20 protein-coding genes are annotated in these 17,535 nt (G+C 69.7%); all 20 read left to right on the top strand.

From position 1 onward, the window contains the following. Positions 1–28 precede the first annotated feature (28 nt). Entirely contained in the window at positions 29–1,093 is a 1,065-nt protein-coding gene (hppD, locus tag ACTWP8_RS08320) for a 4-hydroxyphenylpyruvate dioxygenase (protein ID WP_443321506.1), read from the top strand. After that, positions 1,090–2,205, top strand: coding sequence for an alpha-hydroxy acid oxidase (locus ACTWP8_RS08315; protein WP_443321505.1), 1,116 nt, complete (start codon positions 1,090–1,092; stop codon positions 2,203–2,205). Before hppD ends, ACTWP8_RS08315 begins: the two co-directional genes overlap by 4 nt. After that, positions 2,198–3,541, top strand: a complete 1,344-nt coding sequence (locus ACTWP8_RS08310) for an aminotransferase-like domain-containing protein (protein ID WP_443321504.1) — start codon at positions 2,198–2,200, stop codon at positions 3,539–3,541. Before ACTWP8_RS08315 ends, ACTWP8_RS08310 begins: the two co-directional genes overlap by 8 nt. A gap of 43 nt (positions 3,542–3,584) precedes the next feature. Beyond that, positions 3,585–4,472 (top strand): ATP-binding cassette domain-containing protein, encoded by an 888-nt coding sequence (locus tag ACTWP8_RS08305; protein WP_443321503.1) that lies wholly within the window; start codon positions 3,585–3,587, stop codon positions 4,470–4,472. Next, entirely contained in the window at positions 4,469–5,128 is a 660-nt protein-coding gene (locus tag ACTWP8_RS08300; protein ID WP_443321502.1) for a hypothetical protein, read from the top strand. Before ACTWP8_RS08305 ends, ACTWP8_RS08300 begins: the two co-directional genes overlap by 4 nt. Positions 5,129–5,188: 60 nt before the next feature. Beyond that, entirely contained in the window at positions 5,189–5,518 is a 330-nt protein-coding gene (locus ACTWP8_RS08295) for a hypothetical protein (RefSeq protein ID WP_443321501.1), read from the top strand. A 405-nt stretch (positions 5,519–5,923) separates the two neighbouring features. Beyond that, positions 5,924–6,712 (top strand): sensor histidine kinase, encoded by a 789-nt coding sequence (locus tag ACTWP8_RS08290; protein WP_443321500.1) that lies wholly within the window; start codon positions 5,924–5,926, stop codon positions 6,710–6,712. Further along, positions 6,709–7,371, top strand: coding sequence for a response regulator (locus ACTWP8_RS08285; protein WP_443321499.1), 663 nt, complete (start codon positions 6,709–6,711; stop codon positions 7,369–7,371). Before ACTWP8_RS08290 ends, ACTWP8_RS08285 begins: the two co-directional genes overlap by 4 nt. Positions 7,372–7,517: 146 nt before the next feature. Beyond that, the gene (locus ACTWP8_RS08280) at positions 7,518–7,640 is read left to right on the top strand and encodes a lasso RiPP family leader peptide-containing protein (RefSeq protein ID WP_443321498.1); all 123 of its coding nucleotides are present in this window, start codon (positions 7,518–7,520) and stop codon (positions 7,638–7,640) included. Positions 7,641–7,808: 168 nt separating this feature from the next. Next, complete coding sequence (locus ACTWP8_RS08275; protein ID WP_443321497.1) at positions 7,809–8,723, top strand: ATP-binding cassette domain-containing protein; 915 nt, start codon at positions 7,809–7,811, stop codon at positions 8,721–8,723. Positions 8,724–8,725: 2 nt separating this feature from the next. After that, on the top strand, positions 8,726–9,496 hold the full coding sequence (locus ACTWP8_RS08270; RefSeq protein WP_443321496.1) for an ABC transporter permease subunit: 771 nt from the start codon (positions 8,726–8,728) through the stop codon (positions 9,494–9,496). A gap of 156 nt (positions 9,497–9,652) precedes the next feature. Continuing rightward, the gene (locus ACTWP8_RS08265; RefSeq protein ID WP_443321495.1) at positions 9,653–9,781 is read left to right on the top strand and encodes a lasso RiPP family leader peptide-containing protein; all 129 of its coding nucleotides are present in this window, start codon (positions 9,653–9,655) and stop codon (positions 9,779–9,781) included. A gap of 107 nt (positions 9,782–9,888) precedes the next feature. Further along, complete coding sequence (locus ACTWP8_RS08260; protein WP_443321494.1) at positions 9,889–11,724, top strand: asparagine synthase-related protein; 1,836 nt, start codon at positions 9,889–9,891, stop codon at positions 11,722–11,724. Then, entirely contained in the window at positions 11,721–11,981 is a 261-nt protein-coding gene (locus ACTWP8_RS08255; RefSeq protein WP_443321493.1) for a lasso peptide biosynthesis PqqD family chaperone, read from the top strand. The genes ACTWP8_RS08260 and ACTWP8_RS08255 overlap by 4 nt, the downstream gene beginning before the upstream one ends. Next, positions 11,978–12,409, top strand: a complete 432-nt coding sequence (locus ACTWP8_RS08250; RefSeq protein ID WP_443321492.1) for a lasso peptide biosynthesis B2 protein — start codon at positions 11,978–11,980, stop codon at positions 12,407–12,409. Before ACTWP8_RS08255 ends, ACTWP8_RS08250 begins: the two co-directional genes overlap by 4 nt. After that, positions 12,406–13,377, top strand: a complete 972-nt coding sequence (locus tag ACTWP8_RS08245; RefSeq protein WP_443321491.1) for an ABC transporter ATP-binding protein — start codon at positions 12,406–12,408, stop codon at positions 13,375–13,377. The genes ACTWP8_RS08250 and ACTWP8_RS08245 overlap by 4 nt, the downstream gene beginning before the upstream one ends. A gap of 2 nt (positions 13,378–13,379) precedes the next feature. Next, positions 13,380–14,276, top strand: a complete 897-nt coding sequence (locus ACTWP8_RS08240; protein ID WP_443321490.1) for an ABC transporter permease — start codon at positions 13,380–13,382, stop codon at positions 14,274–14,276. A gap of 92 nt (positions 14,277–14,368) precedes the next feature. Further along, positions 14,369–15,589, top strand: a complete 1,221-nt coding sequence (locus ACTWP8_RS08235; RefSeq protein ID WP_443321489.1) for a sensor histidine kinase — start codon at positions 14,369–14,371, stop codon at positions 15,587–15,589. Further along, on the top strand, positions 15,586–16,269 hold the full coding sequence (locus ACTWP8_RS08230; RefSeq protein ID WP_443321488.1) for a response regulator: 684 nt from the start codon (positions 15,586–15,588) through the stop codon (positions 16,267–16,269). Before ACTWP8_RS08235 ends, ACTWP8_RS08230 begins: the two co-directional genes overlap by 4 nt. Before the next feature lie 34 nt (positions 16,270–16,303). After that, entirely contained in the window at positions 16,304–17,476 is a 1,173-nt protein-coding gene (locus ACTWP8_RS08225; protein ID WP_443321487.1) for an FAD-dependent monooxygenase, read from the top strand. Positions 17,477–17,535 lie beyond the last annotated feature (59 nt).

The following is a 17,535-nucleotide window of genomic DNA, read 5'->3' as shown; positions in this document are numbered from 1 at the left end:
AACGAACGGCACTCAGGAGACCACGGCTGTGAACGCACCACGGAAGACCGACTTCCAAGAACTGTCCATCGACCATGTGACGGTGTACGTCGAGGCCCTCGACGCGAAAGTGGCCGAGCTCGCCCGCACCTACGGCTTCGAGGTGTACGCCACGGCCGCAGCGCAGAAGGGGGCGCGTTCCGCCGCGGTCGGCCGCGAGCGGATACGGCTGGTGCTCACCGAGGCAACGGTCGACGACCACCCTGCCGCCGTGTACACCCGGCAGCACGGCGAGGGTGTCGCGGACATCGCCCTGACGGTGTCGGATGCCGCGGCCGCCTTCGCCGAGGCAGTCCGCCGCGGCGCCCGGCCCGTCGCGGAACCGGTCGAGCACGAGGGCGTGATCACCGCATCGGTGATGGCCTTCGGCGACGTCCGGCACACCTTCGTGCAGCGCCGGGAGGGTGTCGCGGAGCACCGGCTTCCGGGCTTCGTGCCGGCGCGCGGCCAGGAGCCCGCCGCACAGACGGGGCTGCTGGAGATCGACCACTTCGCGGTGTGCCTGGAGCCCGGCCGACTCCAGCCGGTCGTCGAGTTCTACGAACAGGTCCTGGGCTTCCGCAACACCTTCACGGAGAAGATCGTCGTTGGTTCACAGGCGATGGACTCGGAGGTGGTGCAGAACCCGTCCGGCACGGTGACGCTCACCCTCATCGAGCCCGACACCTCCCGGAAGCCCGGGCAGATCGACTTCTTCATCAAGAACCACGGCGGCGCGGGCGTCCAGCACATCGCCTTCCGGACCGAGGACATCGTTGACTCGGTAGGCACGATGAGCTCCCAGGGAGTGGAGTTCCTGACCACTCCCGCCGCCTACTACCGGATGCTGGGCGACCGGCTGCGGCTGGTCCGGCACTCCACCGACGAGCTCGCCGCCTTGAACATCCTGGCCGACGAGGACCACGCCGGGCAGCTCTTCCAGATCTTCACCAGGTCGGTGCACCCCCGCAGAACGTTGTTCTTCGAGGTCATCGACCGGGCCGGGGCCACGACCTTCGGCAGCGGGAACATCAAGGCGCTGTACGAGGCCGTCGAAGCGGAGCAGCTGGGATGACCGCCCCCGAGGGGGTGAAGGCCGCGAGGACGGTGTGCCTGGACGATGTCCGGGCGGCGGCCGAGGCCGCGCTGGGGACCGGCGACTGGGACTTCGTCGAGGGCGGCAGCGGCACGGAGGCGGTGCTCGCCGCAAACCGCGCCGCCTTCGCCGACGTCGCCCTCGTGCCCCGGGTACTCACCGGCGTCGCCGAAGCCGACACCGGCGCCCGGATGATCCGCAGCGATGCCGCCATGCCTGTTGCGGTCGCCCCTATGGCGTACCAACGTCTGGTGCACGAGGACGGCGAACTCGCCACCGCCCGGGCGGCGCGCTCGGCGGGCGTTCCCTTCGTCGTGAGCACCCTGAGCAGCCACCGGGTGGAGGACATCGCCGCGACCGGTGCGACCACCTGGTTCCAGCTCTACTGCCTGCGCGACCGCGGCAAGAACCACGAACTCGTCGCCCGCGCCGAGGCGGCCGGCTGCGAGGCGCTGATGGTCACTGTGGATGTGCCGCTGATGGGCCGTAGGCTCCGGGACGTTCGCAACGGCTTCGCGCTCCCGGACCATGTGCGGGCCGCCAACCTGGACACGGGACCGGGGACCGAGGCGCACCGCAGGTTCGGCGGCGCTTCGGCGCTCGCCGTGCACACCAGCGCGGCGTTCGCGCCGGGGCTGTCCTGGCGGGACCTGGCGGACCTGCGCGGCAGGACGTCGCTGCCCCTGGTGGTCAAGGGCATCCTGGACCAGCGGGACGCCCGTGCGGCGGTGGACGCAGGCGCCGACGCCGTCGTGGTGTCCAACCACGGAGGGCGCCAGCTGGACGGCGCCGTGCCCAGCGTCCGAGCGCTGCCCGCTGTGGCCGAGGCCGTCTCCGGCGACTGCGAAGTCCTGCTGGACAGCGGTGTGCGGAGCGGCACGGACGTGCTCAGGGCGCTGGCGCTCGGCGCACGCGGCGTGCTGCTCGGGCGGCCGGTGCTGTGGGGACTGGCAGCGGGCGGGGAGCAGGGTGTGGATCAGGTACTGGCCCTGGTGCGCACCGAGTTGGCCCAGAGCATGACGCTGGCCGGCTGTGCCGACGTCGGTGCAGTGGCCGGATTGCGTACGGAGAGGATGTGGGCCCATGCGTGACGCGCAGGCCGCAGACCTGGCCACTGCCGATCTGCACGGTTCGCTGGAGGACCCGGCACTCACCTCGATGAACTTCCTCAACGAGGTCACCGGGCGGTATCCGGACGCGCTGTCCTTCGCGCCGGGCCGCCCCGTGGAGCAGTTCTTCGACGTGGAGTCGGTCCACCGCCATCTGCGGACGTTCAGTAACCATCTCTCCGACGAACTGGGGTATTCCGAGGAGGAGGTACGCCGGACACTGTGCCAGTACGGCCGCACCAAGGGCATCGTGCACCGCCTCGTCGCCCGCCACGTCTCGCGCGACGAGGGCATCGAGGTGGACCCGGAGTCCGTCGTGGTCACCGTCGGCTGCCAGGAGGCGATATTCCTGGTGCTGCGCGCGCTACGGGCGGATGAGCGCGACGTCCTGCTGTCGGTGTCGCCCGTGTACGTCGGGCTCACTGGCGCGGCGCGCCTGGTCGACATGCCGGTGCTGCCCGTTTCCAGCGGTGCGGCGGGGATCGACCTGGACGACCTGGCGGCGCAGATCCGCGGCGCCAGACAGCGGGGTGAGCGCCCGCGGGCGTGCTACGTCATGCCCGACTTCGCCAACCCGTCGGGCGCCAGCATGGACGTGGCCACGCGGCGCGCGCTCCTCGAGGTGGCCGAGCGGGAGGACATCCTCCTCCTGGAGGACAATCCGTACGGCCTGTTCCACGGCGGCGAGGGAACGCTCCCCACGCTCAAGGCGCTGGACATCAGCCGCCGAGTGGTTTACCTCGGATCGTTCGCCAAGACCGTGCTGCCCGGTGCCAGGGTCGGCTACGCCGTGGCCGATCAGCGGGTGACCGACGCGCAAGGCGAACTGGGCCTGTTCGCCGACCAGCTCTCCAAAATCAAAAGCATGGTGACGGTGAACACCTCACCCATCGCCCAAGCAGTGGTCGGCGGGGCACTGTTGGAGAACGATTACAGCCTGGACCTGGCGAACACCCGTGAGCAGGAGACCTATCGGCGCAATCTCCGCCAGGTCGTGGACGGGCTCGAGGCCAGATTCGGCGACTGCCTGGGCGTCGCCTGGAACTCCCCTGCCGGAGGGTTCTTCGTGTGCGTCACCGTGCCGTTCACGGTCGACGACGATCTGCTGGAACTCTCCGCCCGAAGGCACGGCGTGCTGTGGACGCCGATGTGCCACTTCTACAGCGGATCGGGCGGGACCAATGAGCTACGGCTGTCGGTCAGCTCGCTCACCGGCGAACAGATCGAGGAAGGGCTGGACCGGCTCGCCGCCCTTTTCGCGGAACTTGGCTGTATTCCGGCCATGAAGCCGATGCAGGCCGGAGGGCGGGCGCCGTAGTCTGCACGTATCTGGAGATCGCCGGGCACGACGAGGAGTCCACTTGTTACGTCTTCAAGCGGTGAGCAAGCGCTACGGCAGCGGCGACTGGATTCTCAGAGACGTCGACGTGGAGGCTCCCGCGGGCGAGGTCGTGGCATTGGCCGGCGGGAACGGTTCGGGGAAATCAACTCTGTTGAGGATAGCGGTCGGCTTGTCTCGACCGACGCGTGGCACGGTGGCAGGAAGGCCACCGGTCGTAGGTTATGTCCCCGACCGCTTCTCTCCCAATGAACGCATGTCGGCGGTGGCGTATCTGACGCACATGGGCCGCGTGCGCGGGCTGACCACGTCCGTCGCCTCGTCACAGGCCCACCGGCTGCTGGACCGGCTGGCGCTCGTGGGTGGCAAGGAGGCTCCGCTGCGGAGCCTGTCCAAAGGCAACGCGCAGAAGGTCGCGCTCGCACAAGCCCTGCTGGTGGAGCCCGGGTTGCTCGTCCTCGACGAGCCGTGGTCGGGGCTGGACGCCGATGCCCATGGTGTCCTGGCCGAGATCATGAGCGAGGTGGCCGGCGCCGGAGGCACGGTGATCTTCACCGACCACCGGGAGTCGGTAACCCGGGCCCGTGCCTCGCGGACGTACACCGTCAGCAAGGGACGGGTCTCGTTGCGCGGGCTGGAGCCATCGGCGACCGAGTACCGGCCCTCCTGCGATGTCGTCCTGACCGGGACCGAATGGGGCCCCGCGCCCATGGACCTCGCTTGGGAGGAGCTGGACGGCGTGCTGGCAGTGAGCCGTGAGGTCACGCGGGTCACGGTGAGAGTAGCGCGCGAAACCACCGACGCCCTGCTGTTCACCGCGCTGCAGCACGGCTGGTCCGTCGTCCAGGTGACAGCGACGGCGCTGGATGATCGCACGCCGGACGCCACCCTGAAGGGACAATTCCGGTGATCGCGCTCATCCGCTACACCTTCGCCACCGTGTTGCACACGCAGCGCTACCTCGCCCCGGTGCTCTTGTTCATGGGCTTGCTGGGCGTGCTGACCGTCAACGGCGGCGGCCCGCTGCCTCCGGCCTACGCCTCGTCCGCCGGTGCGCTGTTCGTCTGCTCGACGTGGCTGACCATCGCGCTGATGAGCCTGGACGACCCGACGCAGCGGGCCATCGTCGTCGTCAGCTCTGGCGGCCGGTCGCTCAAGATCCTGCTCGCGGCGATCGGCACGGCTCTGCTGAGCTGTATGGTCCTGATGGTCTTCGGCCTGGTCTTCCCTCTGTGGATGGGAAGTTACGACGTCACCGCGGTCGATCTTCTGCTAGGGCTGGAAGCCCAGCTCACGTGTGCGCTTGTGGGCATCGCCATCGGCGTGCTGTGCTCGCGGCTGGTCTTCAAGCGGCAGGGGTACGCGCTGGTGGCCGCCCTCGCGCTGGTGATGGGCGCCCTCTTTCCCAAGGGCATGCCGCCGGTCAACCGACTGTTCAACCTGATGGCGACGACGTCCGACTCGGCGAAGCTGCTGGCCCCCACGGGTGGCATGCTTGCGATCGCCGCCGTGGTCTTGGCCGTGTTCACGGCCGTCACGCAATTCGTCGCTGCCCGGAGGGAATGAACTGCCCCCGCGTTCCACGGTTCGGGGGAACGCCGGGCGGCTTAATCCACGTGGCACGTAATGCCCACCCTGCACGCAACCGTGACGCTGCCCTTGCCGAAAACCTCGTCCGTGCAGTTCAGGCCGCGTGTTGGTCTCGTGGAGGATGCCGCCGAGGCGCTCGCGTTTTCGTATATCGAGGCGGGCGATCCGCTCCGGATCGATGATCGGCGTCGGTGGGGGACGCAGGGGTCGGTCATTGGCGATGCCCTGATGGGGTCGGTGGGAGTTGTAGAACTGCTCGAACTCCCGCAGCGCGTACAGCAGATGCCACTGGCTCCAGATCAAGCTCCGGTCCAGCTACAAGATCAGCAACTCTGCATTCTTAGCTGTGGAGGACAGGAACAGTAGCATCCGGTTTTCCGGCGGCAGGGTTACGCGCTTGTCGCCGACCTGGCGGTCGTCATGACCCTGCTGTTCGTCAAGGGTATGCTGCCGGTGAATCGGCTCTTCCAGATGAGTTTGGAATCCCTCGGACTGCTGCCCCGGCGGTCGGATGGCGACAGTCTGCGGTTGACCTCAAGCCCCGCAAATACCGTTCGAATCCGACCGATTATGCTCTCCCCCCTCTATCGGGGCTGGGGTTAGCTTTGGTGGTATGAGTTACGAACGGGGAGAACGGGTCGAACGTGAAATAGCTCTGGAAAGACAAGCGCAAAAGGGGAACCATTCGTTCCTCCGCCCCTGTTGCGAGTGTGCATGAGGGCGCTCCGGATCGTCATCGCATGCCTTGTCACGCTTGCCTCATTCGTCATCATGCCGAGACCCGCCGAGTTCGGCTTGGCCTTCACTGCCGCCACGGCCCTGTGCGTCCTGGGAGTCCTGGGGCAGTTCCCGGGCCGTGTGCTGCTGCGGCGGCTCACCCTGCGCCACGCCGATAGCGCCGATAGCCCCTCCTTCCACTCGTATGAGCGGCTGGTCGCCGCACGGGAGGAAGAGCGCACCCGGCTCAGGGTCGACCTGCACGACAGCCTCGGTCCCGCACTGGCCGGAATCAGACTGCGGCTCGACGTCGCCGCCGAGCGGGTCGTTCAACCGGGCACCCGCAGGCTGATTCTCGACGCGGCCGCCGAGATGGCCCGTACGGTCGACGACATCCGACACATCATCGACGATCTGCGTCCCCCGGACCTGGAAGGCGTGGGACTACGGGGCGCACTGCGCCACCTGGTGCACCGGGCCGATGCCGGCACCTCGCTCATCCTGTTCGCCGACCTGCCCGAGTCCGACCATGTACCGGCGGTGTCCTTCGCCACCGAGCTGGCCGCCTACCGCATCGCCTCCGAGGGCCTGACGAACGTGCTGCGGCATGCCAAGGCGCGGTCCGCGACCGTACGGCTGACGGACCGGGACGGGTGGCTGGTCCTGGAAGTGATCGACGACGGAGTCGGTCTGCCGACCGCCGGCGCCATGAGCCGGGGCGTGGGGCTCTCCTCCATGACCCGGCGGGCCGAGGAGGTCGGCGGGCACTGCGAGGTGCTGCCGCGCCCCGACGGCCGGACCGGGACCCTGGTCCGCGCGACGCTGCCCCGGTGCGGCACATGACCATACGGCTGTTCCTGGTGGACGACCATCCGCTCTTCCGGGCGGGGGTACGGCTGGTCATGGAGGACGCGGAGGATATACAGATCGTCGGCGAAGCGGAGAACGCGGAGGACGCCGTCCGCACTCTGGTGGACGAACGCCTCAGTGCCGACGTAGTGCTGATGGACATTCAGATGCCCGGCTCTTCGGGCGTCGGGGCTGCATCAGCCATCACCGCGGGCGCCCTGCCCGGCATCGTGGCACCACGTGTCCTGATGATGTCCGTGAGCGAGGACGACGACATGGTGATAGCGGCCCTGAGGGCCGGTGCCCACGGCTATCTGCTCAAAGGGGCACCCCGCAATGAACTCATCAGGGCGGTACGCATGGTCGCCGGGGGCGGTGCGGCGTTCAGCCCGACCGTGGCCGCACGTCTCAGCAGTTACTTCTCCGCTATCCACGAGATGCCGGGTCGGGCCGCCTTCCCCCAGCTCACCGAACGCGAGCGGCAGATCCTGGTCCTGATCGCCCGCGGCTATACCAACCGGCAGATAGCCCGCGAACTGGTGCTGGCCGAGAAGACCGTGCGCAACCACGTCTCGCATGTCTTCTCCAAGCTCCAGATCACCGATCGCGCCTCCGCCGTGGTGCGCGCTCGGGACGCGGGACTGGGTGGCTGACGGCATCCCGGGACCCGGTCGGGCCCGTGGCCCCAGGAGCCTGGGACGACGGGAGCCCTACGTTGACGAGGAAGACGCCGGCCGGGCCGCCGGGATCGGCCCGGCGGCTCGGCCGGCCCCACGACACATCGAAGGATGGTGATCACATGGCTGCGTACGAGGATTACGAGACCCCGGAGCTGGTCGATATCGGAGAGTTCTCCGCCCTGACCCTCGGCTGGGACAACCAGTGCACGGACTGGTACGGCGGCGGCGCCTGGGCCTGCTGATACGCCCGACCGCACACCGCGGGCCGGTGAGGCCCGTTCCCACCCGGCGGCGGTGGAGGGATCCCCCCTCCACCGCCGTCGGCATGTCGGTAGGACAGCGCTTCGGCCCCGGGGATGACATCCTCCGGCCCGATGTGCGGACCGCTGGTCCACGCCAGGGTGAGGAGCATGATTGAGGTACAGGAACTCACCAAACGCTACGGGACGACCCTGGCGGTCGACCGGCTGTCGTTCGCGGTCGCACCAGGGCGAGTGACCGGCTTCCTGGGGCCCAACGGATCAGGGAAGTCCACCACGATGCGGGCCATGCTCGGGCTCGACCACCCGACCTCCGGCCGGGTCCTCATCGACGGCCGGACCTACGGGCAGCTTTCGCACCCGCTGCGGAAGGTCGGCGCATTGCTGGAGGCCAAGGCCCTGCACGGCGGCCGCACGGCCCACGCGCATCTCCTGGGCCTGGCACGCAGCAACCGCATTCCCGCTCAGCGGGTGGACGAGGTCCTGGAAACCGTAGGCCTGGGCAGCGCGGCCGGCAAGCACACCGAGGGCTACTCGCTCGGTATGGCACAGCGCCTGGGAGTGGCCGCGGCGCTGCTCGGCGACCCGCCCGTGCTGCTGCTCGACGAGCCCGTCAACGGCCTCGACCCGGAAGGCATCCTGTGGATCCGCGGGCTGATGAAGAAGCTGGCGGCCGAGGGGCGCACGGTCTTCGTCTCCAGCCACTTGATGAGTGAGATGGCACTGACCGCTGACCATCTGATCGTGATCGGGCAGGGGAAGCTGCTGGCGGACACCTCCGTGGAGCAGTTCATCGCCCACAACTCCCGTTCGTACATCCTGATCCGCACCCCCGACCCGGAGCGGATGCGCGACGCACTGACCGCCGCGGGCATCCGGGCCGACGACGGGCCCGATGGGGTGCTGGAGGCCGTGGGGGCATCCGTGGAGGCCGTCGGGGAGCTGGCCGCGCGGAACAGGGTGACGGTCCACGAGATCAGCCCTCGTACGGCCTCACTGGAAGAGGCGTTCATGCAGCTGACGGCCGATGCGGCCGAGTACCGGGCCGGCAAGGAGGTGCGCTGACCATGGCGGACACCAGCGCGGCTCTCGCGTTCGAGTGGACCAAGGTTCGTACGCTGCGCTCCACCCTGTGGAGCCTGGTCCTGTGCTTCCTCGTCAGTGTTCTCATCGCCCTGCTCTTCGGGTGGGTGCTGCGCGGCGCGTACGACGACATGAGCCCCGAGAGCAAGGCGGACTTCGACCCTGTCGGCTCGGGATTCAACGGCCTGCGACTCGGCATGATCTCCCTGGTCGTCTTCGGGGTGCTGACCGTGACCAGCGAGTACTCCACCGGTACGATCCGCAGCTCGCTCGCGGCCGTGCCGCGGCGCGGCGTCTTCTACGCGGCCAAGGTGCTCACCGGCACGGCCATCGCCTTCGTCGTCTCGGTCGTGGTCGTCTTCGTCACCTTCTTCACCGCCCAGACGGCGATCGGGGACGCGCACAACGCCTCGATCACCGATCACGGGGTGGCCCGCGCGATCGTCGGATCGATCCTCTACATGACACTCATCTGTGCGTTCTCCATGGGGCTCGCCACCGTGCTGCGCAGCCCCGCGCTCTCCCTGGGCATCCTGGTGCCGCTGTTCTTCATGGTGTCGGAGATCCTCAACAACCTCCCCGGTGTTCAGAAGGTGGCGCAGTTCCTCCCCGACGCGGCCGGCGGGATCATCATCCGCAGCGAGCCCCAGGAGCACATGATCCTCACCGCCTGGAGCGGTATGGCCGTGCTGGCGGGCTGGGTGGTGATCGCTCTCCTCGGCGGCTACGCGGCGCTGAGGCGGAGGGACGCCTGACCCGCCGGTACGCGGGACACGGACGGGACAGCGCGCCCAGGAGCCCAGGACGTCAGGCCGCCTACGTTGAGCGTGACAAGGGGGTACGGCTTCCAGAAGCGCCGCGGGCGCCGTAGGTGGACCGGCCCCTGAGCGCCTGAGAAAGGAAGGTGGAACATGGCCACGCACGAGGACGCCTACGAGTCCCCCGTGCTCGTAGAGGTCGGCGAGTTCGCCGAGCTGACGCTCGGCGCCGGTCCGGAGGACTGCGTCGACTGGTACGGCGGGGACGCCTGGTTCTGCTGAGCCACTTTGAGACGCGCAGGTGACAGCCGGCGCGTTCCTTCCACGGCGGAGGGACACCGGCGACCCCGTCGGAGTCCCTCCGCCGCCACGTTCCGTGAGAAGGGGCCATGGAGTTTCTGATCCTTCCCGACTGCGCCTCGGCAGAACCGGTCGCACGTGCCGCGGCCCGGCCCGGGGTACAGACCGTTGCCCATGCCTCGGGCCGGCCCTGGCTACTCGGGCGCTGGGACAAGAATGAGTGCTTGCTCGTCACCTGCGGGCCGCGCCGGCTCGCGCTGCTCGGACGCACCCGCGCCGAAGAAGGCACGCTCACCCGGGCCCTGTTGAACGCCCGTTCGCCGCACGACCTCGACGCCCTCGCGCGCTCTCTCCCCGGCAGCTTCCACCTCACCGCCTCGATCGACGGCCGGACCCGCACACAGGGCTCGCTGTCCACCGCCCGCCAGGTCTTCCACGCGCGGATCGGGGGCGTCACGGTGGCCGCTGACAGCCCCGGTGCGCTGACCCCGCTGATGGAGACGCGGCTGGACGAGGACGTGCTCGCCCTGCAACTGCTGCTCCCCATCCCCTGGCCGCTGGCCGGGCGTTCGGTGTGGACCGGCATATCCTCGCTGGAGGTCGGCTGCTGGCTGGACGTAAGGCCCGACGGCCAGGCTCGGCCGGTGTCCTGGTGGACCCCGCCCGAGCCCGTCACCCCGCTGTCGCGGGCCGCCGAGACGATACGGGACGCACTGCGCGACTCGGTGGCTGTACGAGCCGCGAACCAGGACGTCATCAGCGCCGACCTGTCCGGCGGCCTGGATTCCACGAGCCTGAGTTTCCTGGCCGACGCGACGGATGCCGGGCTGATCACCCATCACTGGCAGCCGATGGACCGGGCCAACCCGGACACCGCCTGGGCGACGAAGGCCGCCGCCCTCATGCCGTCTGCCCGGCATCGCTTCGTCGACGTCGAAGAGGGCCCCGTCTGGTACGAGGCAACCCCCCACCAGGACGGTGCCCGCGACGACGCCGAGGGCCCTCTCGTCTGGACCCGTAACCGGGCGCACACCGAGAACCTTGCCCGGACCGTGGCGGCCGAAGGCTCTTCCCGCCATCTCATCGGGGTCGGCGGGGACGAACTCTTCGGCATCTCACCGCAGTTCGCCTGGTCCATGATGCGCCGCAACCCGCTGCAGGGGATCCGGACACTGCGCCGTTTCCGGTCCGTCAACCGCTGGCCCGTCGGCGCCACGGTACGGACTGTCGCGGACCGTACCTCCTTCGCCGACACCCTGGCGCGGGCCGCGCGGCTGATCGACGCTCCGCCCGCACGCCGCTTCACCCCGCCGCTCGGATGGGGCCGCGGCGACCCACGGATGCCCGACTGGGCCACACCCGAAGCCGTCGCGACCGTACGCCGGCTGCTGCGCCGCACCGCGGAGCAGGGACCTCGCCCGCTCCACCCCGACCGGCTCCAGCACCAGACCCTCGAAGTCACCGTTCTGAGCGGGCACGCCGCGCGTCAGCTCAATCGCGCACTGAGGCCGCTGAGAGTCGAGTTCGAGACGCCGTTCCTGGACGACCGGGTGATCGAGGCGGCCCTCTCGGTGCGGGTCGTCGACCGTGTCGTGCTCGGTCGCTACAAGCCGATGCTCACCGCCGCGCTGCGCGGCACCGTGCCGGACATGGTGCTCGACCGCCACGACAAGGGGGCCTTCGGCCAGGAGGCGTACGAAGGGCTGTACCGCAACCGCGAGCGGCTCGCCGAGCTCTGCACCGATCTGCGGCTGGCCGACCTCGGACTGGTGGACGCGACCGAGCTGCGCACCGCGCTGTACCGGCCCATGCCCGACACCCGCCGACTCGCCCCGTTCGAGAACACCCTGGCCTGCGAGACATGGCTGCGGTCACCCAGTGCCGTCGCTCCGCACGCCGTATCCCCCGTGGGAGGACCGCAATGACCCTCGCCCTGGAACCAGATGTGATCGCCACCGAAGTCGAGGACGGTGTGGTGCTGCTCGATCAGCGCAACGGCCGCTACTGGCAGCTCAACCGTACCGGCGCCGCCACCCTGCGACTGCTGCTTGACGGAAGCTCGCCCGACGAGGCCGCGGCCACCCTGACCCAGGGCCGTCCCGAGGTCGTCGAGCGCGCCCGCACCGATGTCCGGACCCTGCTGGCCTCCCTGGTCGAGGCCCGGCTGGTGGTGCGCTCATGACGATGCCCGTCGTCTCGGAGCAGTCCGTCAGGATCACTTGGCACCGGCAGATCACGGCGCGCTGCGCGGTAGGGGCCGCCCGTCTGCTGGCGAAGCTGCCGCCGCGGCGGCTGCGGCGTGTACTGCGGACCGCCTCGCGCGGCTCCAGGCCCGCCACGGCGGCCCAGACCCTCGATGCCCGCTCATCCGTGGTATCGGTGAGCGCCTGGTGCGCGGGCCAGGGATGTCTGGAGCGCTCGATCGCGACGGTGCTGCTGTCACGCCTGCACGGCGTGTGGCCCGACTGGTGCACCGGAGTACGGACCCAGCCGTTCCGCGCCCATGCCTGGGTCGAGGCGGAGGGCAAGCCAGTCGGCGAACCCGGCGACATCGCCTTGTTCCGTCCGTTGATGAGCGTCCGTCACCCCGCCCGCGAGGTTGCCCGATGAGCGCCGGATACGCGGTACTCGCGGATGGCCTGCGCAAGACCTACGGCACCCACGAAGCCGTCGTGGATCTGGACCTCGCAGTCCCCTCCGGCGAAACCTACGGCTTCTTGGGGCCCAACGGTGCGGGCAAGAGCACGACCATCGGCATGCTCTGCACCCTGCTGCGGCCCTCCGCAGGCCGCGCCGAGGTGGCCGGGCACGACATCCTGCGCAAGCCCGACGAGGTCCGACGCGGCATCGGCCTGGTCTTCCAGGAGTCCTCGCTGGACGGGGAGCTGACCGCCGAGGAGAACCTCCGCTTCCAGGCGGAGCTGTTCGGACTGCCCCGGCCCCGGACCCGCAAGGTGATCGCCGAGCTGCTGGAGCTGGTGGAGCTGGCCCACCGCAAGGACTCGCCCGTACGCACCTTCTCCGGCGGAATGCGGCGCCGGCTGGAGATCGCCCGCGGGCTGCTGCACATGCCCCGTGTCCTGTTCCTGGACGAGCCCACCACCGGCCTCGACCCGCAGACCAGGGTGGCCATCTGGGAGCACCTGCACCGGCTGCGCTCCGAGCAGGAGATCACCATCTTCCTCACCACGCACCACCTGGAGGAGGCCGAGCACTGCGACCACATGGCGATCATGGACGATGGCGAGCTGGTCGTGGAGGGAACCCCCGACGAGCTCAAGGCCGTGGTCGGCGCCGACCAGATCGCCGTGCGCACCGGCGACGACGAACGGGCGGCACAGGCCGTACGGGACCGGTTCGGGCTGGAAGCGGAGGCAGGCCCCGGCGGGGTACGGCTCCGGGCCCAGGGCGCCGCCGCCTTCGTACCCCGGCTCTGCGCCGAACTCACCGTTCCCGTCCACTCGGTGACCGTCACCCCGCCCACCCTCGACGACGTGTTCCTGCACTACACCGGCCGCACCATCCGGGAAGCCGACGGCGATCCCAGGGGCATGCCCGCCTTCGGACCGAGGAGGTAGCAATGGCGCACACCGATGTGCGCGACGCACAGGCCGGACCTGCCGCCGCGCCGGACCTGATCCTCACCGCACGGCTGCCCGAGGCAACCGGCACCGGCGGCCGGATCGCCCGCGACCTGCGCACGGTGGCCGTGCTATGGCGCCGCGAGACGATCAGATTCGGCCGCAACAAGCTGCGCATCGCCATGGGCATGGTGACTCCGCTGATGTTCCTGCTCGTCCTGGGTACCGGGCTGAACTCCACGATGTCGGACGACAGTCTGCGCAACTTCCGTGCCTTCCTGTTCCCCGGCGTCGTCCTGATGTCTGTACAGGCGCCGGCCATCGCCGTCGGCGCGTCCATCGTCTGGGACAGGCGGTCGGGCTTTCTGCGCCAGATGCTGGTCGCCCCGGTGCGGCGCAGCGCGATCCTGATCGGCACGTGTCTTGGCGGCGCAACGTCCGGCGCCGCGTACGGAGTGCTCGTCCTGGTGCTGGCGCCCGTCGCCGAGGTCCCGTACCACCCGCAGCTGCTGGTAGTGCTGCTTCAGCTGGCCCTGATCTCCTTCGCGTTCACAGCGCTCGGGGTGGCCGCCGCCGTGTGTATCCGCAGGCCGGAGACCTTCCAGGTCGCGGTCAGCCTGTGCATGATGCCGCTCTTCTTTCTCTCCGGCGCCATGTTCCCGGCCACCGGGCTGCCGGGCTGGCTTGGAATGGCGGTGCGGCTGAACCCGCTGACCTACGCCGTGGACGCACTGCGCCGCACAATGCCCGGTGAAGGATCCGCCGTGGGAAGCAGGTCGGCGAGCCCCGAGTGGTGGGGCTGGACCCCGCCGGTCCTCCTGGAGACCGGGCTTATCGCGGTACTCGCCGTGCTGGCACTGGCCTTGGCGACTCGGAGGTTCGCGCGCGTGGAGTGAGCACGCGGAGTGTGCCCGGGCCGGTCTCGTACCGAGGTCTGTCATTCCGGAGAACGAAGCCAGGGACAGGCCGCGTGGTTAGGGTCGGACAAATGGATCGCCCCGAAGCGAGGCCACTCTTCGGACGACAGCTGACCGCATGGCAGTTGACGGCGCTGGACTGCCTGGCCGCGCTCGCCTACGTGGTGCTGTTGCTGGTGCTGCGACACACCCAGACCGTGCCCGAGGACCCGCGCCGAGACCTCCCCGGCTGGACCGCCGACGCCCTGGTGGTCGCGACCGGGCTGCCCCCGGCCGTGCGGCGGCTGTGGCCGCGCCCGGCGCTCGCTGTCACCCTGGCGATGTCGCTGGCGTCCGTGGCCCTCGGTGTGGTGAAGGACCCGTTCCTGGCTGTGGCCTTCGCGCTCTATCCGATCGCTCTGTCCCGGCCGGGACAGAGCTGGGTGCCCACCGCCGCAGCCGGACTGCTCGGGGTCGGCGGGATGATCGGGACCGAGCCCAGAACGCCTTACGCGTACTGGTGGCTGGAGGGACCGGGGCTCATCCTGTTCGGCTGGGCGCTGATCGCCGGCTCCTGGGCGCTCGGCACCGCCGTGCGGGAGCGCCGGCGCTATGCCGCGCGCGCCGCCGCGGAACTCGCCGAACGGGCCGTGGCCGAGGAACAGCTCCGGATCGCCCGGGAGTTGCACGATGTCGTCGCGCACAGCATCGGCGTGATCGCCGTCAAGGCGGCGGTCGCCAACCATGTCGTCACCACCCGACCGGAGGAGGCGAGCGACGCGCTGCGGGTGATCGAGAACACCAGCCGCGGCGCGCTGCAGGAAATGCGGCACCTGCTCGGCGTACTGCGCTCCGAGGAAACGGACGGCCTGCCGCCCGCCGACCTCAGCCCGGTCCCGGGACCCGCCGGGCTCACCGGTCTGGCCCGCAACGCGACCGATGCCGGACTCCGGGTCGAGATGCATGTCCAGAACCTGGACGGTGTGCCCGAGGCGCTCGGCCTGACCATTTTCCGCATCGTCCAGGAAGCCCTGACCAACGCCGTCAAGCACGCGGCACCGGCAGTCTGCCGTGTCGTGGTCACCAGAGAAGCGCACGAAGTGAGGATCGACGTGGTCGACGACGGCCGCCGCGGCGGTGACCACGCCCCGCCGTCGCCGCGCAGAGGCGGCGGGCACGGTCTCATCGGCATGCGGGAGCGGATCGCGATGTACGACGGGGAGTTCACCGCCGGACCGCGCTCCGACGGCGGGTTCGCCGTGAGCGCCCGACTGCCCTTGGGACCGGCTCACAGCGGGGAAGCCGCCTCGTGAGCGACGAAGTACGCGTGCTCGTCGCTGACGACCAGGCACTGCTGCGGGGCAGCTTCCGGCTGCTGATCGAGAATGAGCCCGGACTCATGGTGGTCGGTGAGGCCGCCACCGGACGGGAGGCCGTCGAGGCGGCCGTCCGGGAGCGCCCCGACGTCGCCCTGATGGACATCCGGATGCCGGACATGGACGGCATCGAGGCGACCCGGCAGATCTGCGGCTCATCGGCGATGTCCGGTGTCCGCGTCCTGATGCTGACCATGTTCGACCTGGACGCTTATGTGTACGCGGCACTGCGCGCCGGCGCAAGCGGCTTCCTGCTCAAGGACACCCCGCCCGGCGAGCTGCTCACCGCCGTCCGGGTGGTCGCCTCGGGCGAAGGGCTGCTGGCCCCCTCCGTAACCCGACGCCTCATCGAGGAGTTCGCACGGAGACCCGAGACCGAACCGCGCCCGATCGGCCGCGGACTCGAACGAGCCGGTGTCACGGACCGCGAGCGGCAGGTGCTCACCCTGGTCGCCCGCGGGCTGACCAACTCCGAGATCGCCGACCGCCTCCACCTGAGCGTACCCACCGTCAAGACGCATGTGAGCCATCTGCTGACCAAGCTGGACAGCCGCGACCGGGCCCAACTGGTCATCGTCGCCTACGAGACGGGACTGGTGTCGGCTGGGGAGCGGTGATCCGTCACTCGCAATCCACCATCATGGGGGAATCATGCCGAACACCTCACGGACCCCGCACGTCGCCGTCGTCGGCGCCGGAATAGGCGGACTCGCCGTCGCCATCACCCTGCTGCGCAAGGGGGTGGCTTTCGATGTGTACGAGCAGGCGCCCGAGCTCACTGAAATGGGCGTCGGTATGCACCTCGGCCCCAACGGCACCCGGGTGCTGCGACGTTGGGGCCTGGAGCCGCTGCTCCGCCCGGCCGCGGTCCGCCCCGAGACCCTGGAGGTGCGCGGCCAGGACGGCCAGCTCTTCGTCCACCGCCTGATGGGAGACGTCTGGGAGCAGGAGTACGGAGCCCCGCATCTCACCGTGCTCCGCAGCGAACTGCACGCCGTACTGGGGGCACAGGTGCCGCGGGACCGGCTGCACCTGGGAGCGCGATTGGTCTCCTTCGACGCCGGGGGCGACAGTGTCCAGCTGAGGTTCGCCGACGGGCGCGCGGCGGGCGCCGATCTACTGGTTGGCGCCGATGGCGTCCACTCGGTCGTTCGCCGGGCCGTGGCGGGGGAGGAGAACCCCGTCTTCTCGGGGGCGAGCGCACTGCGCGGAGTGATCGACGCCGAGCAGGTACCGGGGCTCGCCCCGGACAGCATGTACATGTGGGTCGGCCCTGACGCGCGACTGCTGTGCGTTCCGGTCGAAGCGGGGCGGCGGTTCACCTATGTCGCGGTCCTGCCTGACAGGTGCCCGAGCGAGGAGTCGTGGAGCGAAACCGGCGAACGGCAGGCGCTGACCCTGGCGTTCGCCGACTGGCACGACGACGTCCAGGCGATCGTACGGGCGGCGGACACGCCCGGGCGATGGGCGCTGTACGACCGTGAACCCCTGACGCGGTGGGGCCACGGCCGGTCCACCCTTCTGGGAGACGCGGCGCACCCGATGTTGCCGCACCACGGGCAGGGCGCCGGCCAGGCTGTCGAGGACGCCGTCGCCCTGGCCCACTTCCTCGACGGCACTCCCGAGGGACTCCGCCGCTACGAGGACTTCCGCCGACCGCATGTCACCCGGGTCCAACTGGGCTCCCGCGACGGCGGATCGCTGCGGGTGAAGCCGACCGACGGCACCGCCGACGGCGGCCTCGACCAGCTCGTAGAGGACGTGTCCTGGATCCACCGCTACGACGTCGAAGCGGCCCTCGAACGGGCGGCCGCGGACGTATAGGCAACGGATGGGAACACGTATAGCTGCCCGTCCTAGCCTCCTGAGCGATGGAAGCGGAG

Origin of the sequence: Streptomyces sp. 7N604, assembly GCF_052245475.1 — a bacterium.
GTDB lineage: Bacteria > Actinomycetota > Actinomycetes > Streptomycetales > Streptomycetaceae > Streptomyces.
This window is presented reverse-complemented; position numbering and strand designations above follow the sequence as displayed.